24 protein-coding genes are annotated in these 26,618 nt (G+C 40.7%); 6 read left to right on the forward strand and 18 right to left on the reverse strand.

Annotated elements, in window-relative coordinates; genetic code table 11:
* Positions 1-56 precede the first annotated feature (56 nt).
* Positions 57-1,187, reverse strand: a complete 1,131-nt coding sequence (locus tag H8S90_RS09540; RefSeq protein WP_187342321.1) for a hypothetical protein — start codon at positions 1,185-1,187, stop codon at positions 57-59.
* Complete coding sequence (locus H8S90_RS09545) at positions 1,178-1,819, reverse strand: ATP-binding cassette domain-containing protein (RefSeq protein ID WP_187342322.1); 642 nt, start codon at positions 1,817-1,819, stop codon at positions 1,178-1,180. Before H8S90_RS09545 ends, H8S90_RS09540 begins: the two co-directional genes overlap by 10 nt.
* Before the next feature lie 985 nt (positions 1,820-2,804).
* Here H8S90_RS09545 and H8S90_RS09550 point away from each other — a divergent pair.
* A complete protein-coding gene (locus H8S90_RS09550; RefSeq protein ID WP_187342323.1) occupies positions 2,805-3,134 on the forward strand; it encodes a hypothetical protein in 330 nt (109 codons plus the stop codon).
* A 60-nt stretch (positions 3,135-3,194) separates the two neighbouring features.
* Here H8S90_RS09550 and H8S90_RS09555 read toward each other — a convergent pair whose 3' ends face one another.
* From H8S90_RS09555 to H8S90_RS09570, 4 genes are all read right to left on the reverse strand, one after another.
* The gene (locus tag H8S90_RS09555; protein ID WP_187342324.1) at positions 3,195-4,514 is read right to left on the reverse strand and encodes a bile acid:sodium symporter family protein; all 1,320 of its coding nucleotides are present in this window, start codon (positions 4,512-4,514) and stop codon (positions 3,195-3,197) included.
* Positions 4,515-4,608: 94 nt separating this feature from the next.
* The gene (locus H8S90_RS09560) at positions 4,609-5,271 is read right to left on the reverse strand and encodes an aspartate/glutamate racemase family protein (protein ID WP_187342325.1); all 663 of its coding nucleotides are present in this window, start codon (positions 5,269-5,271) and stop codon (positions 4,609-4,611) included.
* A 164-nt stretch (positions 5,272-5,435) separates the two neighbouring features.
* Positions 5,436-6,806, reverse strand: coding sequence for a four-carbon acid sugar kinase family protein (locus H8S90_RS09565; RefSeq protein WP_187342326.1), 1,371 nt, complete (start codon positions 6,804-6,806; stop codon positions 5,436-5,438).
* A complete protein-coding gene (locus H8S90_RS09570; RefSeq protein WP_187342327.1) occupies positions 6,803-8,050 on the reverse strand; it encodes a ribulose-bisphosphate carboxylase large subunit family protein in 1,248 nt (415 codons plus the stop codon). Before H8S90_RS09570 ends, H8S90_RS09565 begins: the two co-directional genes overlap by 4 nt.
* A gap of 269 nt (positions 8,051-8,319) precedes the next feature.
* Here H8S90_RS09570 and H8S90_RS26420 point away from each other — a divergent pair, with 269 nt between their 5' ends.
* Entirely contained in the window at positions 8,320-8,493 is a 174-nt protein-coding gene (locus H8S90_RS26420) for a GNAT family N-acetyltransferase (RefSeq protein WP_370525698.1), read from the forward strand.
* 166 nt (positions 8,494-8,659) lie between these two features.
* Here H8S90_RS26420 and H8S90_RS09580 read toward each other — a convergent pair whose 3' ends face one another.
* From H8S90_RS09580 to H8S90_RS09600, 5 genes are all read right to left on the reverse strand, one after another.
* Entirely contained in the window at positions 8,660-9,130 is a 471-nt protein-coding gene (locus H8S90_RS09580) for a hypothetical protein (protein WP_187342329.1), read from the reverse strand.
* A gap of 113 nt (positions 9,131-9,243) precedes the next feature.
* Positions 9,244-9,681 (reverse strand): hypothetical protein, encoded by a 438-nt coding sequence (locus tag H8S90_RS09585; protein WP_187342330.1) that lies wholly within the window; start codon positions 9,679-9,681, stop codon positions 9,244-9,246.
* Positions 9,682-9,733: 52 nt separating this feature from the next.
* Positions 9,734-10,546 (reverse strand): DUF4249 domain-containing protein, encoded by an 813-nt coding sequence (locus tag H8S90_RS09590; protein ID WP_187342331.1) that lies wholly within the window; start codon positions 10,544-10,546, stop codon positions 9,734-9,736.
* 4 nt (positions 10,547-10,550) lie between these two features.
* Entirely contained in the window at positions 10,551-12,866 is a 2,316-nt protein-coding gene (locus H8S90_RS09595) for a TonB-dependent receptor (RefSeq protein WP_187342332.1), read from the reverse strand.
* A 129-nt stretch (positions 12,867-12,995) separates the two neighbouring features.
* Positions 12,996-13,829 (reverse strand): helix-turn-helix domain-containing protein, encoded by an 834-nt coding sequence (locus tag H8S90_RS09600; RefSeq protein ID WP_187342333.1) that lies wholly within the window; start codon positions 13,827-13,829, stop codon positions 12,996-12,998.
* A gap of 134 nt (positions 13,830-13,963) precedes the next feature.
* On the opposite strand from H8S90_RS09600, the gene H8S90_RS09605 reads away from it, so the two are divergent.
* From H8S90_RS09605 to H8S90_RS09615, 3 genes are all read left to right on the forward strand, one after another.
* Complete coding sequence (locus tag H8S90_RS09605) at positions 13,964-14,914, forward strand: NAD-dependent epimerase/dehydratase family protein (RefSeq protein WP_187342334.1); 951 nt, start codon at positions 13,964-13,966, stop codon at positions 14,912-14,914.
* 164 nt (positions 14,915-15,078) lie between these two features.
* Positions 15,079-16,746: a TonB-dependent receptor plug domain-containing protein gene (locus H8S90_RS09610; protein ID WP_187342335.1), complete on the forward strand. Its 1,668-nt coding sequence runs from the start codon at positions 15,079-15,081 to the stop codon at positions 16,744-16,746.
* On the forward strand, positions 16,727-17,113 hold the full coding sequence (locus H8S90_RS09615) for a BlaI/MecI/CopY family transcriptional regulator (protein ID WP_187342336.1): 387 nt from the start codon (positions 16,727-16,729) through the stop codon (positions 17,111-17,113). The genes H8S90_RS09610 and H8S90_RS09615 overlap by 20 nt, the downstream gene beginning before the upstream one ends.
* Before the next feature lie 408 nt (positions 17,114-17,521).
* Here H8S90_RS09615 and H8S90_RS09625 read toward each other — a convergent pair whose 3' ends face one another.
* Complete coding sequence (locus H8S90_RS09625; RefSeq protein ID WP_187342337.1) at positions 17,522-19,882, reverse strand: ABC transporter permease; 2,361 nt, start codon at positions 19,880-19,882, stop codon at positions 17,522-17,524.
* Between the two features lie 417 nt (positions 19,883-20,299).
* Here H8S90_RS09625 and H8S90_RS09630 point away from each other — a divergent pair, with 417 nt between their 5' ends.
* Complete coding sequence (locus tag H8S90_RS09630) at positions 20,300-20,455, forward strand: hypothetical protein (protein WP_222852270.1); 156 nt, start codon at positions 20,300-20,302, stop codon at positions 20,453-20,455.
* A gap of 9 nt (positions 20,456-20,464) precedes the next feature.
* On the opposite strand, the gene H8S90_RS09635 is transcribed toward H8S90_RS09630, so the two are convergent.
* The 6 genes from H8S90_RS09635 to H8S90_RS09660 all read right to left on the reverse strand — a co-directional run bounded on the left by H8S90_RS09635 (position 20,465) and on the right by H8S90_RS09660 (position 26,545).
* Positions 20,465-20,971, reverse strand: coding sequence for a DinB family protein (locus H8S90_RS09635; RefSeq protein WP_187342338.1), 507 nt, complete (start codon positions 20,969-20,971; stop codon positions 20,465-20,467).
* Between the two features lie 731 nt (positions 20,972-21,702).
* The gene (locus H8S90_RS09640) at positions 21,703-22,326 is read right to left on the reverse strand and encodes a bifunctional 2-polyprenyl-6-hydroxyphenol methylase/3-demethylubiquinol 3-O-methyltransferase UbiG (protein WP_187342339.1); all 624 of its coding nucleotides are present in this window, start codon (positions 22,324-22,326) and stop codon (positions 21,703-21,705) included.
* Between the two features lie 616 nt (positions 22,327-22,942).
* A complete protein-coding gene (locus tag H8S90_RS09645) occupies positions 22,943-23,296 on the reverse strand; it encodes a helix-turn-helix domain-containing protein (protein WP_187342340.1) in 354 nt (117 codons plus the stop codon).
* A gap of 295 nt (positions 23,297-23,591) precedes the next feature.
* Positions 23,592-24,026 (reverse strand): DinB family protein, encoded by a 435-nt coding sequence (locus tag H8S90_RS09650; RefSeq protein WP_187342341.1) that lies wholly within the window; start codon positions 24,024-24,026, stop codon positions 23,592-23,594.
* Between the two features lie 231 nt (positions 24,027-24,257).
* On the reverse strand, positions 24,258-25,145 hold the full coding sequence (locus H8S90_RS09655) for a dienelactone hydrolase family protein (protein WP_187342342.1): 888 nt from the start codon (positions 25,143-25,145) through the stop codon (positions 24,258-24,260).
* Positions 25,146-25,318: 173 nt separating this feature from the next.
* Positions 25,319-26,545 carry an IS256 family transposase gene (locus tag H8S90_RS09660; RefSeq protein ID WP_187339332.1) on the reverse strand — a complete coding sequence of 409 codons (1,227 nt, stop codon included), beginning with the start codon at positions 26,543-26,545 and terminating at the stop codon, positions 25,319-25,321.
* Positions 26,546-26,618 lie beyond the last annotated feature (73 nt).

The following is a 26,618-nucleotide window of genomic DNA, read 5'->3' on the forward strand; positions in this document are numbered from 1 at the left end:
GCCGTTAATTTCCGGAAGTTAAAAAATAGTGGGTATCTCAACGGATGTATAAATAATTATTTGATCGCTAGGTGAGAACGTTTGTAGAACATCAAATAGAAACAGGCAAAGGAAGAAGCCAGGTTTATTAAAATCAGTGCCCATGCCAAGTCGAATAGAATTAACGTCAAAGTCATGCTGAACCATATAAAAGTCATTTTTAAAAATGGCCTCATTGCAGCCGATTTAAAATAAAGTATAGATCGAATAAGTAACATACCAGTTAAACTAAGCGGTGCAAATAACAGCACAACAGATATGGGGAACATTAAATATATCCATAGATACTCTGGAAGTAGTAGTACGAAATAGGAAAGCATTAGCTGGGCATATACCCTTATCCTGCTATAGGGCAATTGCTGAATGAAATACAAATGGTTTAGGGAGAATTTATATTCCAAGTAAATCAAGATGCAGTGACTGGCAACCAGCGTAATGGCGATTATTGCAGTTAACCGTAGAGGTTCATCGATTTCGGAAATTGACGATAGCAAAATAAACAATGCAGTAAAAGAAAGTATTTTAGTAATGAAAAAAGGTGTTTTCTGTTTTAAAAAGATTTCATAAAAAAAAGCGTTAAAGGGAGTTTTAGGAAGTTCTCTTACCAGATCCATCAAGTTAAAACGATACTCTTTCTTGAATTTCGAAAAATTAAAACGATATAGGTATATCAATGCGCTAAAAATAACTAAAACTACCAGATAGAGACAAGTGAGTAAAGGTATCATCAGATTACCTACTATTAAACCGTAAATTGTAGCAAGCAGCCAATAAATAACTAGCGGAACAAAGAGATAAAGTTGGAATAAACACCAAGCGGTAAACTGTTTCGATATTGGAAGAGCGTTTGTACTATATCGCCAAAAGGTGTGTTCTTCCAAGCAGCTCGCCTTCCATACATATGACCAGCATTTTAACGTGTATATCAGCCATAGTGAACTTGCCATCAAAGTGATGATGGGTGACTGAACAAAGCTGAGCAATAAGATGAGGTAAATTGTTCGTTCCTGTCCAGTCGGGATGTGTCCAGCCGTTTTTATAAAGAGGCCATAACCGATTATTAAAATAAAAGAAACTATTAAAAACCCAGCGTTGATTTTATAGAATTCCTGTCCAAAAGATTTTATAAGATACTTGGCTAAAGACATTGTGCTGTTTCTATTTCAATTTTTCTGTCTCGAAGAATAACAATACTGCTGGTAGGTACGATGGAAGGGATACTTTGATGAGACGTAATAATGAAATTTGTTCCTGCTGCGGTAGTTTTTGTTATCCAGCTAGCAAGTTTATCAATAGCATCGTTATCCAATGTAATAAAGGGTTCGTCCAATAGAATAAGTTCCGGTGTACCGGTAAAAGCCATAACAAGCGATAGCTTTTTTAACATTCCAGCTGAATAACTTTCTATTTCGTAGTTCAAATAGCCGTCCATATTAAAATCGTTCAAAAGTGGTGATAACGCTTGGAGAGAGCCGTTTTTTGCCTTAATAAAAAGATTAATCATATCCCATCCGGTAAAAAACGGAGGGAATAACGGCTCGCTTTCAGCAAAGTTGACCAACTTTCGGTAAGTAATGGGATGTTTTCTTAGGTTAACCTTTTCGTTAAAAATTACTATACCTTTAAAGTCAATCAATCCTGCAAGAATTTTAAGCAAGGTACTCTTTCCAGAGCCATTGCTGCCTTTTATCCAAATAACTCCAGAGTTAAATTTTTGCTGAGAAATTGCTAATACTGTGTTAGCTCCGTATTTTTTTGATAAATTTTTTACTTCCAGCATGTAATTGAGATTTATACAGACGGACTTTGTTACAAATGCTGCCTTTTCAAGTCTTTGAGGATAAATTGGTGAAACTGTTATGCAAGTCCTTCGCCTGGCATTTTCAGTCTTGGGAATTTTGAAAGAAAGATTATTGTTTCCTATGAGTGAGGTGGACCTGAAATAGCTGTAGGTTGAAAAAAACGACAGCTTGAGAGCTAATAGCGTTTAGTAGATCATAAAAATAAATGTGCTGCATACTTTCCAGCCTAGTTTCCTACGGTCGTTTTGAGTGCTAACATCTAATAACCCGATTCTATACTTCTCCGCGTGTTTTCCTTTTCTATATCGGCTAGCTTATTATTAGTCCTCCTCAGTCCAAAAAAAGTCAAAATTAGTACTGTTACAACAAACAGTATGATGAATATTATTGATTTGGTTGTTTCTGATGATGACTTCATATAACTCTTTCCGGTATAACGATTATGCTATTGTAATGTTTGTAACGAACGATTGAACGACAAGCACATGTTTTTCGAAAGTTCTTCGGGTTAATTTGCAAATGTAAAAACTTTGCTTTGGATTAGCCACTTGGAAATTGCTTGTTCAAATTAGATCTATGACTTCGGGCAAACAATCGTACCTTATCACTGTTTATTAGTTGATAACTAAATGCTACCAAGCCAAGGATATACAGCAATCTAGGCGAGAGATCAATGACCTGCCATTGAGAACAGATGAGCCGTAAATAACTTTATTGTGATGAAATCTAAAAGGATCAAAACAATCATTATTCACCAATTGGTTGTTTTTAGAAGTCTCATGAATGCTTCCGTTTTAAACATACGGAGCAATGATTATTTTGATGGGCTATCTAACAAATGAACCGAGCTTGCAGGCACCGTTGACGCATAAAAAACAGAAGAAAACATCGATAAAATAAAACCTGCAAAACAGATCCATAAGTACATTGGCATACAGACTAAAACGAATAAACAATAGACGAATGAAAACAACGATCAATCTGGTTATCGAAATCCTTAAAAAAGCAAATGGTATAAATTCCGGTTATGGTGAGCCCCTGCTGATAGCTGGCTATCAAAACGAAGAAGTGGCTACCGTTGCAAGCTTTCTGAAGCAGAAAGGATTTATTAAACTGTTCGATGATACTACATTGTTTGAGCGTAAGGACGAACGCTATCACGATGAGAACCAGCTGCTAGTGACAGGTATTACCGATGAAGGTGCAGAATTACTCGCCCATATGTTACGGAGCAGAGTTGATGATAAGGATATTAAAAGTATAGAGGAATATATCAATCACTTAATGAAATAGATGAACACCTAAATCCATCTCGGAAAAAGTATAGGTGCGTTTACGGTAGCAAGCTTATTTTTATATCAGTTCACTTTTCATCAACGATTTATGGTTTTGCTGCTGCTTCTTAACTTTTTCTTCTTTTTTTCGCCAGTAATTTGCCAAGATAGAACCAGAGATATTCATCCAGGGACTAAAAATAGCTGCAGCGAGACCTACTGTTTCCAGTTTGCCCATCGTTCCCGCTAATCCAGTAGCCATGCCACCATTTTGCAATCCTACTTCAAAGGCTAGCGTACGGGCATCGGCTTTGTTCAATCCTAAGAGCCTGCTGAAGGTATAACCAAAAAAATAACCGGCCCCATTGTGTATAACAGCAGCTAAAAATAATAGGAATCCAACCTGTAGAAGATTATCTCTTCCTGCTGCGGTAGTAACCATTGTAAAATACACGATACCTGCCATGGATAAATAAGGCATAAAATCACCTATCTTAGGTGTTCTTTTAGCGAGTAAATGATAAAGTACGCCGATTACAATAGCGCCCGCAAAAAAATTGCAGACTTCAAGAGTTTCTAAAAGCGGCAACGAAAGATTGGGATAGAACACCTTGTTCCATATCAGTAGATTCACCAATAACCATAGCAGGGCAAACAGCATGATATTATTTACCCTTTTGGCTTGATGGAGGGAAGCGGTTTTCAGAAAATCATGAATTAATGCAGCACTTAGCGGTACAATAACGATCTTAATGATTTCCATCATCATATAGATAAATTTCACTTCGATTAAGGTTCCTGCCAACAATTTCATTAAGAAGGGAGTCATGATTGGTGCAGCGATGGTGGTTATGGCAGTTACGGTTACAGAAAGTACGAGGTTACCTCTCGCGATATAGGTCATTACATTAGATGCCAAGCCGCTGGAACAGCATCCTATTAAGATGATACCTGCGGCTATTTCCATGTCGAAATGAAAGATCTTGGTCAATAGAAAGCCCATCAGAGGCATAACGGTAAAGTGGCTCAGTAGACCTACAACTACTCCCTTACCGGATTTAGCAATTCCCGTAAAATCTTTAATGCTCATCTTCATACCCATTCCAAACATCACCAGTTGAATGATAAACAAAATAAGCCATTTGTTGCGCATATCAACAGATCCGATATGAAGCAATTGTTCCGGATAAATCATTCCACATACAACTGCCGATATAACCCATGCCGTATATTGATAGCCCTGGAGTACAGGGATAGCGCCTAGCCCAATGCTCCCCGCTATACTGCTAGTTACGGCCATTGCCTGCCATAATTGCTGATGGCCCATAAGTACGGCAGGGAGGAAGATCACAAAGGAAACCCCAGCTGTTAGCAAAGCTACTTTTCGGATTGTATTCATCTTAGAAACGGGTTTAGATAGTTATATAGATAAGTTTACAAGCTTCGTGTGGATCATTCTGCAACTTAAGTTTCCCTGGTTTTGCGTACAAAATTTAATAAATAGTGGTTGCTAAGTATTTTATAGCCATCGCTGGACTCGACAATATTGGCACCTTTTTGTCTTCTTCGGGGAGTGTATCAACGACCTTGGCCATGGATGCCTGGGCGAGTAAAATGACATCAACTTCATGATTTAACTCTTTTAAAGCGCTGCTTACCATTTTATTATGTCGTTCTGAATCTCCACTCATTAATGCCTCAAAAGCTCCTTCACATAACCTGCAGATCAATGTGATGTCTGTATCAGCAAGCGCAGCTCTCCTTAACACCAGGTCTGCTGTAGGTTCCAGTGTAGTGGGCAATGTTGCGATAATACCTATTCTTTTTCCAATCTTTACCGCTTCATTCGCCATGGCCAAGTCTACTCGAATAACCGGCACATTACTTAAGGTATCAGCCGTTTCCACGGCTTTGCCAATGGAAGAGCAAGTAACCAAGATGAAATCGGCGCCTGCTTGCTCTGCAGAAGTTATCTGATTGACCACTCTTTTCGCAGTAGCTGGCGTTAGCTCGCCTTTAGCTATAACATCTTTGATCAGGCTATCATCCACCATGTTGAATACGCTTACATCAGGTAAGTGTTCTTGACAAAGCTGTTGAAATACGGGAACTAATGTTGCTGACGTATGTACTAATCCTAATGTTTTATTTTTCATCTGTCTACATTATTAATATTGGTATGCCTTAGAAGGCATGATTCATAAATGTTTGTTCTCAAAAGATATTGATGGGCCCGTTACACTGGGTTAATGAGCTCATTTTCGTTAGTGGTACCTTTTAAAGGTGATGAAGCTTGCATAAATTTTCTAACTCATACTGTTCACCTATTCATTACGGCCTTAATGAAATAATCTTTTGCACCCACTTGTCCGCCTTTAAAATTTATTTCAATACCATTTGCGGGATATCCGATAACGGTATGAGCTTTGCACATCGGTGCTCCGACGGCAAAAGGGCATAACATTTCAATAGCTTCTATCCCCATGGTTTTAGCAACAAAACCAGAAGTGTCACCACCAGCAATTACTAACCTTTTTAATTGAATCCGGGACAATATACCATTAACGATTAATCCCAACGCCGTTCCAAAAACATTAGCCGAGCTTTTATTTGAAGACATTAAGAGTTTGGATGCCGAATGTAGTCTGTCATCATCCGGCCCTTTACTCGAATGGATAATCAGGTGCTGCCCCTGATGTAGTAACGCTACTGCTTGTTGCACATAACGGTCAACCAGTTTGCTATGGTTTTCGTTGGAGGCTAACTGATCTGTGTTTAGCTCAATCTCAGCAAAATTATTAGCTAAGGCATGGCTTATTTGTTCAGCTGTTATTGGAGAACAACTTCCAGAAACAACTAACAGGGGAGAGGCTGGCTCAGGCTGTGGCCAATCTTGTTTGCTTTTAATGGTTTTTTGGGTATTCAGATAGCTACCCAATGCCATTTCTACTCCAGATGAACCAACCGAGAAGAGTGCTTTACCTTTTTTTCTCCTCTTTTCTATTAAAGCGCCCACCAATGTCAAGTGAGATTCATTCAAAGAATCAAATAAAATAATTGCCGAATCTTTTACTAGACTTTCAAGTTTTTTTAAACAGTGTTCTTCACCTTTTTCCAGATCAAGGACGTCGACAAGTCCAATGGATTTGGAAGTCTGTTTGGATAGATGCAGTTGCAGGTCACTTTCATCTGAAGGGGTAATAGGGTGTTTGCGCATAGCGGGGTGCCTGTCTAAACGATAGATCTTCCCACCGCCTCCTATACCCATCCTTGCGAACAGGTTTCCGAATGCACAATATCTTCCCAACGCCGGCGCAGCCACTAACAGTGGCAAGGGTTGGTTTCCAAATATTTCTAGTCCGGTATCTATTGCTCTTCCAATACTCCCTATATGAGGTGCTGAATCAAAAGTCGAACAAACTTTGTAGTGCACATGTATTGGGTTGATTTCCCGTAAAGCGGTAAAAGATTTATTTAACTCTTTTTCCATTGCTTCGGGAGTCATGCTCCGGCTTGTTCCTGCAATACCGATGGCCTTTATACCTTCAAATTTTTTCAGCCTTTCTTCACTTGGGGTGTCTATGAATAAAACAGTTTCTATACCTGCTTTACAAAGAAAATCGAGTGCATCAGTAGATCCGGTAAAATCATCACCGTAAAAAGCCAGGAATAGTCTGTTTTCATTTGTCATTGCTTTCTTCCAAATTTGGCCACAGATTGCGCAAATGCTGGATGACGTTTAGCCGCTTCCTCGATAGAGAGTCCAGCTATCGCCGCTTCCCAGGCCTGCTGCAGTGCTTTTACACCACCGGCAGCTCCAGCGGGATGTCCCAGAATACCGCCGCCAGCCATGTATAGTAGGTCTGTGGTTTTTGTTCTGCGATAAGTTTCTGGTGCCTGCCCACCCCATTGTCCTGACGAAACAACAGGTAAAATGGTTTTTGTTCCTACAATAGGCGCTAGACAGGATTGGATAGACCTGACGACGGAGTCATCCGATTCCCAGAATTTATTTTGTAAGCCATTCACATGAATTTGGTCCACACCGACCAATCTCCATAATTTTTGGTACGCGGGGAATGCTATCCCCAGAAGAGGATGTCGATTGAGCATTCCCCAGCCATTACGATGGCCGTGAATGGCAAGTTGTCTGTTATCACAAAGCTTTTTGACACCCGAAATGCCTATGCTATTGAGGCTGATCATGGCACAAGTGCCACCAGAGGCTACAATCTTATCGTAATTCCGTTGCATGGTGTCGATTTCATCGCTGATGTTAAAGGCATACATAACCTTTTTTCCTGTTTTATCTGCATGATCGTTAATGATTTTCATGACCGCATCTACCCGTTTATCAAAAGGAGAGTTTGCAGCTGATGAAAGAAGTTCGTCATCTTTGATGAAATCTATTTCCGCATCTATCAATAACTGTACAATGTCTGCGGTTTGTTCTGGTGTGAGCCCTATACTAGGTTTGACTATGGTTCCAATTAATGGTCTGTGGTATACATCCGTGAGTTTTCTCGTTCCTTCTATACCGAATTCCGGACCTTTAAAATGTTGGGTAAGGGATAAGGGAAGCTCTATGTCCATCAATTTTAAGCCAGTAAATTGCGTCAGTTCATAAAGGTTTCCCTGTAAAGTAGAGATCATTACAGGAAGGTTCTTGCCAAAGTTCTCCACGGACCACGAAACTTTAATATGGGCTCTTTGATATAGTTTTCCGTTGTTTGCTATTCCAGGCATTGCCGGTTCTTTAACGGCATCCAATAAGTCAATGGCCTCGACTTTTGCAGCGAACCTTTGCTTTAGTTCATCGGTTTCGCCAGGTATAGGCACAAAAGTGCCCGAGGATTGTTCGCCAGCTAAGACCGCTGCTGCGTGCTCAGGGGCCAAAGGGGTTTCTATGTAATAATGAGCTACCACTCTTTCCATTTTTAATTATTTTGTCCCGAAATTGGGTAAATCAGTTTTTCTGTTATTGTGTATATAGGTCTACTAAAGCTGAAATTACATAAGAAAAATTGGAGTAAAAAGCTTTTGATAATATCCTACAAAATGTTGTAAAGATGATATAGAGGTAATCGAGCGATTTGGATCATACGCTACTTACTTGGTAAGGTAAGGTGTTAAAAAATGTGAAGGTATTGAATTCGGGCTGTTAAAGACAGAAGGGGTCGAAGAAAATTATTGCATTATTCTATCTGTCGGATATTTGTGTGGACAAGAGTCACAGGAATAGTAAAATCGGAAAAGAGCTAGTCAGACTCACGAAAGAGAAAGCGGGAAATGAATGCAAATTAATTCTTCAGTTGTCAGAAAGCGCAACCGGTTTTTACGAAAGCATAGGCATGGAAATGATCGATAGGTTTTTATAATCCAACGAACATACTAGCAATATAAAGTGAGTCATTGTAGTTTTAGTTATATGATAGAAACTCCCAGGATTAAAAAAATGGTGAAAAATGCCAAATTTATTATATAGGTATTATGCTTTTTCCAGTGTTCTTTTCTGATGCGCAACAGCTTCTGCTATGTTTTTACTCAAGTCTTTTTTTTACCTTCAACGGGTTTTATGGAGGAAAAATAAACCCATGCAATAAAAAACGCTTGCAGTGGAATCCTGTACCAAAGGTAGTTAGGGCCATCCCCCTCAAATGTTGCATTTTCCATATCTACATGTTTTAAGGTAGCGTATATATTTGCCGGAATAACCAATACAAAAAAGACGATCAATAACAATCCCGTAAGCTTTTGGTATTTTGATATTAATATTCCAACTGCTGCCATAGCTTCTATAATCCCTGTCAAGTAAACCAGCTCTGTTTTGTAAGGTATAAAATCAGGAAGCATCATGGACATTCCCTTTGTGAAAACAAAATGGGCAATAGCAGTAATTATCAACATAGCCGCCATCGCAATCCTTGCTGATAAGGCGAATTGATAGGTTTTGTGTTTGATTTTCAGTATAAGCAGCGCGACACAAAAAACGATTGGTAAAATAATCTCTGGCATCTTCTTTTTTTTACAAAGATCAAGAGTTCAGGCGTAGCAAACAATGAACCCAGGTTAATAAATTCGGTAGAGTTTCCCGCTTCGTCGTGTGAGGGAACACACACCTTCGATTATTATTTCGTTTCGTTTTCCTCCGTTAAACTATCGACGGTGAAAGAAAAGTTTTTGGTGCTCAATTTCTGGATGTTCGGATCCCCTTTGTGATCAGGTTTATAAGCAGCGCCTGTTCCCAAATCAACAGCAATACCTACTACCCATGAAGTTACCACGGATAAAATGAAATTGCCGGTTCTCAACCTGTTGTCGAAATTTTTGACTACAGACTCATGACCCTCTTCTTTGAGCTCTATCTTTAGGGGGCGATTTCTTTTGTATAAGCTCGTAACTTGCCCTACACCTGCTTTTTCATCGTTCACAAAAATGGTAGCCTTCGGTCGGTCTTTTGCGATAATCAATCCTTGATATTTGCTTCCACCAAATATAACCCCGCAGCTGTTCATAAGGGGCATTGCAGCCACGAGGCCGATAACGAGTGTGATTTTATTTTTCATAGATGAAGATTTTTGTTTGGAGTTGATCTGTGTTAATTATTTTATTTAGCCCTTATTCTGCGCGAATTTCTTTAAAAGAATGGCTACAGGCATTGAACACACCCAAAGCACCACCTTTGATATTTCCCACCGGATTTGCAGGGCTATGCCAACCGCCACCATCTCCGCCACCCGCATTTTCCAGGGTGCGGTAGTAGTCATAAACGGCTTTATCGATACACTGCATTTCTACTCGGATGTGATCGCCCGTTTGGATCGGTGGACGTCCACTGTCCTCTTCGATGTTATAGTCCAGGATAAGTGTATTTAATCGACCGTCATTAAAATCGTCATTGGTGACAATGGAGAGACCCATCAGCCGTCCATTGATCCACTGGCGAAAACGGTAATGATTTCCTCTGCCCTCCGGATCTACATAATTGGCAGTGGCAAAAAATTCGTTGGCATCCCATTCTGAACTTCTGATGTAAAGACTGTCTATTCCGATTACTTGCTCGGGAATGGTTGAACTGGCCGTGAATACTTGGTCGGCTGTTCTTACTTCCAAATGATAGGTATGGCCAGGTTCACCGCTCAGCGAAGAGGTCCGGTACACACCATCAACGAATTGTAGTCTCTCCGTGATATCTTCCTCCACGTCGGTCACCGTCACAATGGCATCACCCACAACCGGGAAATTATTATCTTCATCAAAGTTTTTGCTTCGCGTAATGTGTACATAATAGGGTCCAGCGCTATCATTTATTTCGCCTTCGATAACATATCTGGGGTTTGAGGAGTTGAGGTCGACATCAATAACGTCCTGGCAGGAAGCTAATGTCAGCAGGCTGAAGCCCACAAATAACCGTTTAACCGATAGGTGCATGATCTTAAAATTTAAAGTTATAGGAAATAGATGGTACAAACCTGAAGAGTGCTGTCCGAAGCGCTTCGGTACGATCAGGGTCGTCAGGGCTTTCGCGGAAGCTAATGGCTAAAGCATTTGCTCGTCCGTAGGCATTGTACAGCCCAAAGTTTAGCTCGGAGCTGTAGCGTTTTTTAGACTGTAGCGTATAAGTGGCACTAAGGTCCAAGCGATGGTAGGCCGGCATGCGGTAACCGTTTCTTTCCGTGTAATAGTATACAACCTGCCCATCAGAGCGGTATTTTCCGCTAGGAAAGGTGACAGCATTGCCCGTGTTATATACCCATACGGCAGACAGATTCCACTTTTTGCTCAGTTGGTACATGGCCACAACTGAAATATCGTGGGTGCGGTCTTGACGTGCGTTGTACCAGTTGCCGCCATTAATGCCGTCGATCTGCAACTCCGTTCTAGACAGTGTATAACCCAACCACCCGGTTAGTTTACCCGTGTTCTTTCGAAGCAGTAGTTCCACTCCGTAAGCTCTTCCGCGGCCATAAAGTAGTTGGGGGTCAATAGGTTCATTACTGAGTATATTTGCACCGTCTTTATAGTCTATTTGTCGGTGCATGTTTTTGTAATAGCTCTCGGCGCTGAATGTGTAGTTGGCTTGGTCAAACTGCCGTACATAGCCGGCAGCGAACATATCTGCTGTTCCAGGCCGGATGTTATTGTTTACCGGCACCCATTTATCGGTAGGATTCCCGGCACCGGTATTGGAAATCAGGTGCAGGTATTGGGCATTACGGGTGTAGGAAGCTTTTATCGATGAGATCTCATTAAGAGTGAATGCAGCCGATAACCGAGGCTCAGGGTTGATGTAGGTTTGCACGATCCGTCCGCTACTGTAGGTGTTGATGCCAATGATCTGATCGTTCTCATTGAGGGTATAAAATTCTTGCTCGCCGCCAAGCACCGAGAAGGCGCTTACCCGAAGACCGTAGTCAACGGAAAGCCGATCAGAAGCTTTCCAGGAATTACTGGCATATACCGCGTTTTCGAGGGAGTAATTCGAAGGAATATTTTCTAGTGTGATGGCGCCCGAGTAGTGACCGGGATTAATGTGATGGTACATCGTGTTAAAGCCCACAGTGATCGTATTATTTCCATTGGCGTAAATACTCAGTTCTTCTTTAAGGTTCATGTCGCGTATTCGCGATTTGATACTCCCATCAACGGATGCCGTGTTCAGGTCAATGTCGTAACGGTAGTCACTATATATAAGGCTCGCGTTGGAGAATACTTTCGGACTGACCTGTCTGTTCCACCGTAGCGTTGCTGAGCTATTTCCCCAGTTGAGACCAAATAAGTCGCGCAACCCTAACCTATCTCTTCCCAGATATCCGGAGACATACAGTTTGTCTTTACTGCTCAATGTGTAGTTAGCTTTCAGGTTGAGATCATAGAAGTAGAGCTGGTTGTTGTTCACGTTTGGATCGGAGCTTGCCCGCAAAAATAAGTCTGCATAGGTTCGTCTGCCACTCATAAGAAAAGAACCTTTGTTTTTCACGATCGGACCTTCTACATTCAAACGTGATGAAATCAAACCGATACCGCCGTTTACTTTGTAATTTTGGTTGTCACCTTCTTTCATACGTACGTCGAGTACCGAGGATAGTCTTCCGCCATATGTTGCAGGCATGCTACCCTTGTATAGCGTAACGTCCTTGATTGCGTCGGTATTGAACGTAGAGAAGAAGCCCATCAAATGGTCTGGGTTGTATACCAAGGCCTCATCAAGAAGCACGAGGTTTTGGTCGGCACCACCACCACGTACAAACATGGCGCCATTTCCTTCGCCCCCATCTTTTACACCGGGCATGAGCTGTAGCGCCTTCACTAAGTCGCGTTCACCAAATAGCACAGGCATGCGGTTGATCTCTGTGGCACTGATCTTATTTACACCCATTTGGGGGCTGGCAATGGGGTCTACCTCTCTGGTGGATACCACTTCAATTTCATCGAGCTGCTGGTCCTGAAGCCGCAACTGAAAGTTAAGCAGGGTGTCGGCCTGCAGATTGACGGTTAGCTGTTGTTCTATAAAACCTACAAAGCGCGCTACCAGGTCGTTACTTCCTACAGGTACGGTGAGGGAATAAAAACCGTAGGCATTACTCAGAGTGCTGACTTTTTTTCCTTGCATCTGCACCTGTATGGTGGCTCCGATTAAGGCTTCGCCTGTTGCGTGGTCTTTAATGTGCCCACTTATGGTGATTTTCTGCTGGCTTGCAGCTGGGAGGCTTATCAACGCGAGGAAGAGCAGAGTGATGTACCGCTTCATGGAAGGCGGCTTTAGCATAAAAGTGAAAATTTTTAATTGTTGTAGCATCGTAAAATCTTTAAAACGATGCAAAACTACCGGGGTGGTAAAAGCTAAAATTGTAAAAAAACGAAATGGTGCCGTAGCTAACTATGGATGGTTCATGCAAAAATTATCTCCTTTGCATACTTTTAAGAATTGTCGGGGTGATAAACCCGTGTAGTACTTAAAGTCTTTGATAAGATGGCTCTGGTCATGATACTCAAACTTGACGATGATATCAAACCAATCAATCGGTAATGCCTGTTCTCTGATAAACACCACAACCAGTTTAAACCGTAAAAAACGGATAAGTTCCTTTGGTGAATAACCTACATATTTCTGGAAACGTAATTGTACCGTTCTATCGGATAGCGAAGCTTTATTTGCCATGGATTTTACCGGATTGATGCTGCGCACATGCACGTCTGCTTCTGCGGCCATAAGGGGTTTTAATTCTATATCGCGTTTGGCAAGCCCTCCATTCAATAGAAAATCGGTAAGTAGGGCAATACGGTCTACAGTTGAGGATTCCTTGGTAAGCTTTTCCCAAATAGGTTCAAGCCCGTTGATATAAGCCTCTAACACGGTCTTGTCGATCTTGGCAACATGTTTATTTACCTGAAGATCCGGTAGAAGTCGGTAGACGCCATCGTACATGAATGGTAAAGCAAGTACGTCCACCTTTCCACTGAGTTCATAATTTAGTGTTTTCCGAATGGGGCCGAGAATAGTTATACGATCAATCACCTGTCGCTTTTCTTTTGAATGGCCGAAAGAAGCCGAAATGGGCGATCCGAAGTTGAATACTACCATCAATTCCAGCGTCGGTGAAAGGTGAAAAAGCTGTTTTTCTTCATCCTTTTCAGATTGAATAGTAATAAAATGAAGTAAAACGTCTAATAATCTATCATCAACAGGAACTCTCTTACTAATAATTGCCATGGGTTATTATTTGTTTCTTGATAGCTGCTATTCGTTTTTTCCAAAATTATGTAGAATAATTTCGTTTTCCTACAATTTTACGAGGTTGTTAATGGACAACTTTGTGTTATTAAAAATTTACAAAAGGCAATAAGATGAATATCCATACCATTCTAGGCGCAAATGGCACAATCGCCAAAGCATTGGTGCCGGTTTTACTGAAAAATGGGGAAACCGTTAGGTTAGTCTCCAGAAATCCAAATCCTGTTAACGGAACAAGCTGTTTGGCAGCTGATTTATTACACCCCGAACAGGTTCATCACGCGGTAAAAGGATCGTCTATAGTATATTTGACGGTCGGCTTGCAGTATAAGGCTAGTATTTGGGAAGAACAATGGCCGATTATTATGTGTAATGTTATCGAAGCCTGCCAGGAACACGGAGCTAAGCTGATTTTCTTTGATGACGCCTATATGTACGGGAAACAGAATGGCATAATCACCGAGAACACATCATACAATCCATGCAGTAAAAAAGGCGAGATTAGAGCAGAAATTGCCAATATATTGGAATCAGCAATATGCAAAGGTACGATAAAAGCAACTATTGCCCGAGCAGTTGATTTTTACGGCCCTAGCGTAACCGATAAAAGTGCGCCGGGAGTGTACGTCTTTGCCAACCTATTGAAAGGCAAAAAAGCGCAATGGCCTATAAATGCCCACGTACCTCGATCATTCAATTACGTTCCGGATGCCGCTCGGGCATTGTACATGCTTGCAAAAGATGAGCAATCATTCGGGCAGATATGGCATTTGCCTACTGCTAAGCCGCTTACCGGCGAAGAGTTCGTACGTTTAGCCGGCGGTCATTTTGGTGCAAAACCGGATATCATCGTCGTCCCAAAATGGCTTCTGCGTGTAATAGGATGGTTTAATGCTTTTATGCGCGAGGCATACGAAATGAACTATCAGGATGAATTCCCATTTGTATTTAATTCTTCAAAATTTGAAAGAGCGTTTAATTTTGTCCCTACATCTTATGAAGAGGGCATAAAGGAAACCGCACGCTGGTTTAGTTCAAATATGTCGGATAGCCAGAACAAATGATTCACCACAATTGAAATCTTTTATTAAAAAATAAAGGCTTTCCATATTGTCTGTCGGGCATTTTTATCCGGACGATAATAAAAAGGGCAAAAAACTTTTTTATTTACGAAATATTCGTAACTTTACGATATAAACGTATTTAAGTTGTGTTAATTGTCTTTATTATGAATGAATGGATTCATTATTTGGTGCAAGTGAACGGAGCACTTACCCTATTCTACGTCTTTTACATTGTTTTTTTTCGAAGACTGACCTTCTATCAACTCAACCGCTTTTATTTTATTTTTGCTGTGCTCTTTTCTTTTACATTTCCAACAATCGATTGGCAACAACTGTTCACAGCGCCCCGCCATGTAGAAGTCGCTATTGATGGTACCATTAGATGGTCGCAGATCTTTCGAGCCGAAGAAACCCCTGATAACAATTGGATGTGGTTGACCTGGCTAATTACAGGTGTTGGCAGCATGCTTTTGGGGTTGCTTTTTGTACGTCTTTTCTCTCTTGCGCGCATCCATCGCTACGCTCATCTTACGCAATACCATGCATACGAATTCCTTGAGATCCTAGATTATGTGAATCCCTTTTCCTTCTGGAAATCCATCTATATCAATCCACGGCTTCATTCGGAAGAAGAATTAGAAAATATCCTGGTACATGAAACTGTGCATGTCAAAGAGCTTCATACAGTTGATGTATTGCTCATCGAGTTGACCAGCATTGCACTATGGTATAATCCCGTGGTCTGGTTGTTAAGATATGCTGTTAAAGAGAATCTTGAATACCTGACTGATCGCCGCGTGCTCGCCAATGGCGCAGATAAAAGGCGTTATCAACATAGTTTAGTTAATCTATTGGGCCAGCCCAACCCAGTTTTAGCAAACAATTACTTCAAGCTAAAATCACTTAAAAATAGAATCGCTATGATGAATAAAAAAAAATCTTCGAAATTGCTCCTTAGCAAATATATTCTTTCGGCCCCGCTTCTGCTAGCGGTTGTTTTAACCATTAATAAATCACTTGCTTTCCAGGATGCGTTACACGTGGTCGGCTACGGTGCTGAACCTCAGCAATCGTTGATGGATACCTTAAAACTGGATACGCTGGAAGGGCAAAAACCGCTCTACGTTATAGATGGCATTCCCAAAAAAGAGAGTGAAAAAATGCCGAAGCCTGAAGATACTGAATCGATCTCTGTCGTGAAATCAGTAGAAGCCAAAGCCATCTATGGAGAAAAAGCTGCCTATGGTGTGGCATTTGTTACCACGAGGGCGAAAGAACAAAAATTAAAAGATTCTGCTGAAATGGAAAGTAAAACGCACGCGGATACGACGAAAAGATCTCAAAAAGCCAGCACCATTCGAATAAAAGGTGGTGGGGCTGATCCCTTATATATTTTGGATGGAAAAGAATATGAGGGAGACATAAACAGCATAGATCCAAACGAGATAAGCTCAATAGAGGTACTTAAAAATACTTCTGCCATCGAGCGCTATGGTAAGAAAGGAAAGCATGGCGTAATTCTGGTAAGCACAAAAAAAGCCGCTCAGGAAATAAAAAGTGAGTCCATTGAACAGCGCCGTCCAGAAGAAGGAAAAGTTCCGACTTCGCCAACACGAGAAAAAGATAAGCAAGTAGAGGTGGATGTCGATGTTAAAAAACAGATTGATGAAAAGAAGATTGATTTATATATTGATGGTAAAAAAGCAACATGGGAAGAAAAGGGCGCGCTTGATCCGAAAGCTATTGCGAGCATTGACGTGATAAAAGATGTAAAACAACAACGTGACCGTATCAACATTAGTACAAAAAAACATGACAAAAAAAAGCAATAAAATATTTTTAGAAAAGTTAAGTTTTGCAGAGGAGCAAGCTATGCAGGCTATATGGCAGTTAAATGGCGGTTTCGTCAAGGAATTACTCAACCATTTAGATGATTCCAAATTACCTTATACAACCTTAGCTTCTACCGTCAAGAATCTGGAGAAGAAAGGGTATATTAAAGGGGTAAAATATGCAAATGCCTATCGGTATGAGTCAGTTGTTCCTGAAGAACAATACAAAACGCTATTCATGAAAAATTTCGTGAGCGACTATTTTAAAAACTCCTATAAAGAACTTGTGAGTTTCTTTGCAAAAGAAGAAAAAATCACTGCGGAAGATTTAAAAGATATTGTACGGATGATTGAAAAAGAAGAGTAGGGATAGTTCTTGAATACTTTTGCAATAACAGAACATGGATTCCCGCTTGGGAGATGTTGGACACCATTGTTTGTATCCATAAAAGGCCTAGTTACCCAAGTTGGTGGGCTGATGACCCATTGAGCAGTTATCGCATGAATATGGTTACCAGCAGTTGTCAGAGGTGAAAATGCTATGAAACTGATAAAAGATAGGCAACGAATTCACGTGCATGGAACGGATGGATATATAGAGATTCTATCACATTCCCATGTCTAAGTCTTCGTCATAAGACAACCCTAGGTCTGGTTTATTTCTTTCTTCTATTTTCGCAAAGCGGAAGTAATGGCCTCTAAGCCTCACTATATAATTGAATTTAATTTTGGCTTACCTATTAACTACTTTCTTTTATTTCACTATTATGCAGTTTTATTCATCGCGTAAGGAATCTACTGGATTTACTATCGCCGCCTTTATTGCTTGCCAGCTTACTGTCAGCAACGTAATCACCAGCGCAGCTAATCCGGCTACGGTAAACATCCACCATTCTACCTCAATGCGGTAGGCGAAGCTATTCAACCAACTGCTTGCTGCCCACCAAGCTATGGGCACTGCAACTAAAACAGCAGCAAGCACCAGTTTAACAAAGTCTTTTGACAGCAACGCCACCATTCCCGCCACCGATGCACCCAGTACCTTCCGGATACCAATTTCTTTTATTCGTCTTGTCGTCATCAAGGCCACCAAGCCATATAAACCAAGGGAGGAAATTAGTATGGCCAGTAAAGTGAAATAGCTAAATAGATACATGGTTATGGTATCTTTTCGATATTGTGCCGCGTACGCATCGTCCAAAAAAATATAGTCAAAAACTTTATCTGGAAAGAGACGATGCCATAATGTCTTTACCTTAACTAAATCTTTTGGTTGTATTTTTATAGAAATAAACCAAGGTGCGTCCGTCCGATAGATCATAACCAAGGGTTCTACCAGGTTATGCATGGATTGGTAGTAGAAATTCTTTACGACGCCCACTACCTCTCCTTTACGGTCAAATCCCGTCTCCAAAGGCTGGCCTATCGGGTCAGACCATCCCATAACACGAACAAAAGCCTCATTTACCAAAAATGCTTGCTGCTTATCCGTAAGAAGGCTATCGGATAGGTTTCTGCCTTCCAATAATTGGATCTGAAAAAAGGGTACAAAATCAGTATCAACGAAAAAATAATTGCAAAACAAATGGCGTTGTTCACCATTGCTCATACCTAAAGTGGTCGCTAGTGCGACGTCTTCTCCTTGCACGCCATTCCCCATGGTTATTGACCGTACTTCGGGTAGTTGTTGTAAGGCTTCGTAGAGACCATTCACCTTACTTCGATTTACTTCATCTGTGGGAAGCCTTATGCTCACGGCCTGATGGACATTAAATGCCTGATCTGCATTTGTGACGTATTTCATTTGCCTGTATACCACTAATGTGCTTGTTATCAGTACGATGGTGATAACAAACTGCACCACAACGATACTTTTTCGCAAAGAAATGCCCTTCAAGCCTGTATCCCGCTTCCCTTTCAATACATCAATAGGGCTGTAGCCTGATAGCACTAATGCCGGGTAAAGTGACGTCAGAACGGTCGTGAGCACAAATGTGCCGATCAAAAACAACATATAGTCCTGCAAACGGAATGAAAGTTTTGTATCGAGCAGATGATTGAAATAAGGAATTAGCAGCAGCACGAGTCCAAAGGCAACAGTCCAAGCCAATCCGATAAGTAGAAATGATTCGATAACAAATTGACTTATCAATTGTAACCATCGGGCACCGCTTACTTTTCGAACACCCACTTCTTTCCCTCGTTCTGCCGCTTTGGCGGTAGATAGGTTGATATAGTTAAGTAGCGCAATAACTAAGATGAATAATGCCAATAAAAAGAAGACATAGTTGAATAGCTTGTTGCCCTTAGGTGTATCCATCTGCTTTCCTTGGCTGAAATGTACATCTGCAAGTGCCTCAACCAAGAAGCGTGCACGGTAACCCGTTGCGCCCCATTCATCCAGCTCAGGTTGTACATATTGCTTGGCCAGACGTTCCAATGATTGCTCGAAGAGCCGCAAATTCACCTGTTCTCTAAAAAGGACGAAGGTATATACCGGGAAATCGTCTTCCATCCAAGAAGTTGTTTCGGAAAAGTTTGCTGAAAGTAAGCCTTTAATATGGAGATCTGAGTTGGCGGGTTGATTTGCTACGACTGCAGTAACCCGCTTGGGTTGTCCGTCGCAGATAATCGTTTGCCCAAGGGCATGCTCCGGCATGTTGAAATATTTGTTTGCCATACTTTCGGTCAACACGATACTGTTTGGCATCGTCAACGCATCAACCTCGTTTCCGGCTATTACCGAAAACGAAAATACAGAGAAGATGCTTTGATCGGCTTGGTAAAAGCCTGGTTCACTGATCAACTCATTTTCATAGCTTATCGCTGCCGGTGATGATTCGAGGCGTACAACGGCCTCGACTTCAGGATACTCGCGTAATAACGCGTCAGCAAGGGGGTAAGGGGAGGTGGCAAGGGATAAGTCATCCGACTCTGGGGTATGTATAATAGATGTTATCCGTGCTATTCGGTCATGGTGTTTATTGTGTTTATCGTAGGTGAGCTCATACCGCACAAATAGGAAAATGAGTAGACAGGCTGCAACACCAATTGCCAGACCAACAATATGGATGAAGGAGTGTAGTCTGTGTTTACTCAGATTCCGCCAGGCGATTTTGAGATGATTCCGTATCATGGTATTTCCGTTTATCTGAATTGCGGTAAAAAAGCTACAACTAACTTGCCAATGTAGAAAAGTATGATGGGACTGGGAAAATGGATATCCAGTTGCTTCAGCAGGTGTCCGAATTCAGACGGCAAGTGTTCGGATTCGGACACTTTGTGTACTGCTGAGTTAATCTTTTTTGACGATCAGGGAATTTTTAAGTACACTCGATTGCCTTACATTACCACTTAATTTAAGTTGTAGATCATAAAATTTGAGGCGATTTTGGATGAAAATGGTGTTTTTTTACAGACAGTAACGTCTCATAACGCGATGGCTTGAAATGTTGGACAATTTAAAATTTCATGTTATGCGGAAGAGATTCTTCACTTTGTCCCTTCTTTTTCCTTTCTTTACATACGCATTCATTACAGGGGTTAAACACGGATGGCCTTAGTATCCTACATTAATGAGCAAGGAGATGTAACTGAGGTTTGTGTCGGAACGAATAAAAAGAATGACAAAGGCGACTACCGCGACTACTATGGGCAAGTTCCCTATCTTTGGTGTACTGTTGCTCTTTTGGAGGAAATAACTGATTGATTCGATTAGCTACTTACTTCCGGGATTTTCTTCGTACGTTGGTCCGTAAAGACCTGGTACTTTATTGCCGGTGGCGCGCAAGTAAACGACCATTTCGCCACGATGGTGATAAACATGATTGAAAAGAAAACTGCGGAGCACAATACTCCGGGGCATCGGGCCAAGCACGGTACGATCGCCAATTTTCATGGTCCACTGGTCCTGTAAATTTTCTTCGGTAGTCGCGTTCAGTGCAGCCCTGGATTTTTCAACGTTTTTCTCAAAAAGATCAAGAGTAGTTTTGATGTCTGCAGGCTCTCCACGCCCAAGGTGATCAGCTGCCAAATCATATACATCTTGGCTGAGTGTTCCTACATACCAGTAATATATCGTGGCAATATGCTGTGCAAGTTCGCCCATTGTCCATGAAATTGGAGAGGGTTTGTAATTGATATCTTTTTCAGGTACAGCCTGTAATAATTTTCTTGTGCTTTTTACCTCTTGTTCAAATTCAGCAATTAAGGATTGTAGTATCATAAAAGGTTATTTTTCACAAACTTAGATAAAATGCCCAGCATTCGCGAATACCAACAAAAATAAATTCAGATCAGCAATTGTTTTCTTTTTAACAGTATTTATCCGTTTCTCTGCATTAACGTTATCCCTCTAAATGTGCATCGAGGCCTATTTTATCTTAAGTTACCTTTGATTATCCACCATAAACAACCATTTACAGATGTTATATAATAATAAGGTGAAGAAGGCACATAGACCGTACACTGCATAAAGTGAGTATCCATAACCATTCAATTCGCAACCTAAACAGCTAACCAATCTTACTTAAAAACTGGTGTACTTTGCCTCGGAATTACTGGTACATATTGGGAATAGTGTTGTACTTTGGAGCGGAATATCCATACCTTTTTCATTCATTTCGTCTGTGGATTGTGTATAGATAAAATGGTGTTACCAGATGAAAAATCCATTAAATGTAATCTCTTTATCGTAACCTAATTTTGAATATATCGTCAATTTTATTGTCACTTTGGGCTTGAATTGTTTTTTGGAAAATTAAGGATAGCGTTATCAGGAGTATGTTTATTTTCATATAGTTTTGGTGATTTACTTCATATAGCTATCAAATATGCTTTATTACATCAAAGGGTAAATCTAATTTTTCTTATAAAAAATCACTATCAGCATTAGCCTTTACCATGACTAAATCTTATTAGTGACCAATTCTTATCCGATAAAACCGTTAAACCGGCTTACCGGATCTTTCTGCATTTAATTAAAAAGAATGGATAATTTTCTATGACTTCCTTGATTTCGAATAATCCGACCTTGCTAAACTCTTCGGTGATCGATTTTCTATCATAAAAGAACATTTTTACCCCACCGAATATTTCGTACCGATCCTTGCTGAGAAATTTGCCTTTGCCATAAGTGGGGGCTTCTTTGGAAATAGCTGTAAACACCATGTATCCATTGTCCATTAGTTGATTATAGCAATCAGCAATCAATTTTTTTCTTTCCACACGGTTCAGTAAATGAATTAAAGCATAGCAAAATATTCCATCATATAAGGAATTGTCAAATGGCATATCGGTTACGGAACCATGATAGATCGTCAGAGCTGTTCCATAATGTTTTCTTGCCATTTCAATAGCCGTTTGCGATATCTCAATCCCTGTTACGGCTATTCCATTATCTTTGAAAATTTGTGCATTCCGCCCATAACCGATTCCAGGAATAAGTATGTTTTTCACTGATTTTTCAAGGAAAAAATCCTTTACCAATATGGCAGAATTGGATGGCTCAAAACCCCACATTTCCTGTTTCTCAACAAAGCTTTTTTCCCAAAATTCAGTTTTGCCGTTCGCGTTTATCATAAGTGTTTCTCAGTATTTTGTCAAGTTACGTATTTTGCCAATTTATAGCAGCATCTGCTTTGTACAAATATACCGATAATGATTGCTAGAATAAGGTATATATCTTTACGATAAATCATAATAATCTCCGAGCTTGCGTTGGTTGATATAGTTTTTTTATAGAGGCTTTTTATTTTATGATAATTGTAAAATATATAACTCAGCATACCCTTTCGTTTGTCGTAGTTGGTCCAGTCAAAGTTTAACATCATGCTTCTGGGCTAAACGCTCTTTCTCTTTGTCTGCCAAGTTTACCTGGGTCAACAATATTCTGCATTTCCCCCTCGTTCTATGATGCCATATTGGTAGGGTCGAGTTAGTTTATAGGTAATCTCAAATCCCAATATTTCCCAAAAGGATAGGGTTTCTTTTATCAATATGCAAGGTAAAGTAGGAATTGTCACCTACTCCTTTTGATGCTTTACATGCTCCATGTTCTTTTAAAATTTTGTTTACTGCAAACATAAGGGCTTTAGCATTTAGTACCATCTTTATATACTTTTTTGTATATAAAGGAAAAATGAAATAAAGGTTATCAAACTTTCGGTTTTTTAGTTGAAAGTCAGGCTATAGACCATCAATCAGAACTTCGATCAACGCCTGCTTCGTTCATCAGCGAAATACCGTACGTTGTCAATTGGTCAATAACAGGCAAGGCTCTTATGGCTTTTTCGGTAAGTTGATATTCTACCCTTGGGGGTTTCTCTAGAAAGGAGTGTCTGGTGAGCATATTTTTATTTTCCAATTCCCGTAACTGGGTGATCAGCATCTTATCTGAAATGTGTGGTATAGACTTTTTCAAATCGCCATATCGCATTGAACCGTTTCGAAGGCACAACAGGATTGGAATTTTCCAAGTTCCGCCTATATGTGCCATTGCAAACTCAACAGGACTGTAATACATTCTATTGTCGTACTGAAATTCTTTCATAATATCGTCTCAAATTTGAAGTCCCACTAAACCGCTGAGCAGGAAGAAGGGGTACAATTTATGAAATTTTGTCGTCCCCTTTTGCACATAAGGGCGTTGAAGGTGTGATTCTTGCTAAGAATCTGAGAGGAGAAGAGCTGCTGCGAAAACTGGACGTATTTTGAGGATTAGCATCAGAATGATTGCACGGTGAAAGTCCGAATGTTTATAACGATTTCTCATTCTTGGATAGTTAAGACACGTTATAGAGGTAATGATCTATTTTATTCCATAAAAATAGCTGAATAGACTCAAGTCATTTTTTATAATGTATATAATCTGTGGCGATTGGTTCAATTTCACATTCTCTAAAATCTATTGCTATTTGTCCACGATGATAGGTGGAATGATTGATCATGTGAAATAGAATATCCTGTATTTTTCTTTGTACTTTACCATTGGAATATTGAATAACCTCGTTTAAAGAGTTTCCTTCAATAATAGCATTTGTGTTTTCCTGGTTTAATTCCATCAGCTTAGCAAAATCGACAGGATTATGAACCTGCCAAATCTCGTAAATATTTGTTTTTCCCTGGATCCTTGAATTCCAGATCTCATGTGCGTTGAGAATATGGCAAAATACCTTTACTGATTCTTTTGAAACAATATATTGATTGGCTAAAAATGATTCAGCCAATTTCGTATTGAAGTGATTGTTATATTCAAATAGCTCTTTAAAAAAAGTTTTCATATAGCGTTACTGTTCTTTTGAAACTCTAGCTTTCATTTCAATCTCAATCATCATTTCGGGCAATCCAAGTCCTTTTACGCCAATCCAATCTGCCTTCGAATAATGATTTGTGTAATTCTCGTTATTCTTTTCTTGGATTTCTCCGCCGTGCTGCTTACAAACTCAATACTGTGAAGCATAGCAAAGCTATTAAAGTTGCCTTAGAAAGTTTGTCCACTGAATTGATATATTTTACTTCAGTTGTTGTGTAAAGAAGTCTACGGTACGCTTCCATGCCAATTCTCCCGCTTCTTTGTCATAACGTGGCGTAGTATCGTTATGAAAACCGTGGTTGGTGCCCGGATAATGGTATACCGTGTATTCCTTGTTGTTGTTTTTCAATGCCTGTTCATAAGCAGGCCACCCTCCGTTCACGTTGGTGTCGTGTTCGGCAAAATGTAACTGTAGCGGCGCTTTGATGTTGGGAACGTCTTCTACAGGAGCCTGTGCTCCGTAAAAAGGCACGGCAGCAGTTAAGTCTGCAATCTGCGTAGCCATCATATTGGAAATCCACCCGCCAAAGCAAAAACCCACTACACCTACCTTGCCCGTGCAAAATTCATTTTTTTGCAGATACTTAAATCCTGCAATAAAATCTTCCAGCATCTCGTTCCTATCACGTTCGCTTTGGAGGGCACGTCCATCGTCGTCATTACCGGGGTAACCGCCGAGTGGACTCAACGCATCTGGAGCTAGACTAACAAATCCTGCCAATGCTGCCCGCCTTGCCACATCTTCTATATATGGATTTAGGCCCCTGTTTTCGTGGATTACTACAATTCCGCCTAATTTTTTCTGGTTTCCACTCGGCATACACAAAAGTGCCCTGATGGTGCCTCCGCCTTTAGGTGAAGGGTAGTTGATATATGTTGTTTCTATTCTCGGGTCATCTGGTTGTACCTGTATGGTTCCTTTATAATCAGGATTCAGAAAACTCATCAGCGAGGCAACCGTCAATCCTCCCACGGCATAATAGGAAAGTTTCTGCATAAAGTCTCGCCGAGATAGCCGATTATGCGCATAATCATTATACAAGTCAAAAACTTCTTGGTTGATATCTTCTTTTTTCAGGTTTTGCATAGCAATAGCGATTTACAGGGTGAAAGTTCAAAAATTCAGGTCTAAAATACACATGTTAACAGAGAATACCATAGAACAATAGATATATGGCGGATAAACATTGAGGGAGTGTAAAACAAACTGTGTCAATGGCTGAATTACCGCCCCGCGGGGCGGTAATTCAGCCATTTTGCTTATTGCAAATCTAACACCATTCTTCCCGGAAACCAAATGGCTAATTTCTGTGCTGTTGTTCCCCAATTGGCCAGTGGCATCGTCCATTTCTTCTTAATGTTTTTATGGGCTAGATAGATCAGTTTCAATAACGCCATATCTGAAGTGAAGGCACCTTTAGTTTTAGTGACCTTACGGACCTGGCGATGGAATCCCTCGATCGTATTGGTGGTGTAGATCAATTTTCGGATGGATTTATCGTATCGGAAATAGGTGGTCAGACGATCCCAGTTACGCCGCCAGGAGTCGATGACCACCGGATACTTTTCACCCCATTTATCCTGAAGTTCATCCATCCGCAATCCGGCAAGATCCAATGTGTCAGCCCGGTAGACAGGCTTTAGATCGCTCATAAACTCCTTTTGGTCCTTACTGGCCACATACTTTAAGCTATTCCGGATCTGGTGCACGATACAGGTCTGTACTTCGGTATCGGGAAAAACACCCTGTATTGCTTCTGAAAACCCTTTTAGGTTATCGATACAGGCAATTAAGATATCCTCTACACCTCGGTTCTGTAAGTCCGTCAGTACGCTCAGCCAAAAGTTAGCCCCCTCACTCTCCGAAACATACATCCCTAATAAATGCTTATGTCCGTTTCGGTCAACGCCAAGGATATTGTATACAGCCCGAGAAACAAAACGATGGTCTTCTTTCACCTTGTAGTGCATGGCATCCATCCAAACAATCGTATAAAGAGAATCCAGGCTTCGTGATTGCCATTCCCTGACCTGGGGAATAATCTTATCGGTAATCGAAGAAAGTGTACTGTGGCTGATATCCGTATCGTACATCTCCTTGATGTGGTTGGAAATATCCCGAAAACTCATACCCAAGCCATACATGCCTAAAATCTTCTTCTCTAGGCTCTCAGCTAAAATCGTCTCCCGTTTCTTAACGAGTTGGGGCTCGAAATTGGATCGACGATCACGGGGAGTATCGATATCGATCGTACCCTCAGAAGTCCGAATCTGCTTACTGGACTTGCCGTTACGCCGATTACCACCGGAGCGTTGGGCTTCGTCCATATGGCTCTCCATTTCAGCTTCCAACGCGGCTTCTAAAAATTTCTTCATTAAAGGAGCAAAAGCTCCGTTCTTGCCATAAAGTGATTCTCCGCTGCGTAACTGTTCCAGAGCTTTATCCTTCATGGACTCAAAATCAAAATCGCTTTCTTTAATACTCATAATTACTATGTCAAAAATAATACTTCTATTTATTATCCTTGACACAGTCTATTTTACAGTCTCAACATTGATT

Source organism: Olivibacter sp. SDN3 (assembly GCF_014334135.1).
Classification (GTDB): domain Bacteria; phylum Bacteroidota; class Bacteroidia; order Sphingobacteriales; family Sphingobacteriaceae; genus Olivibacter.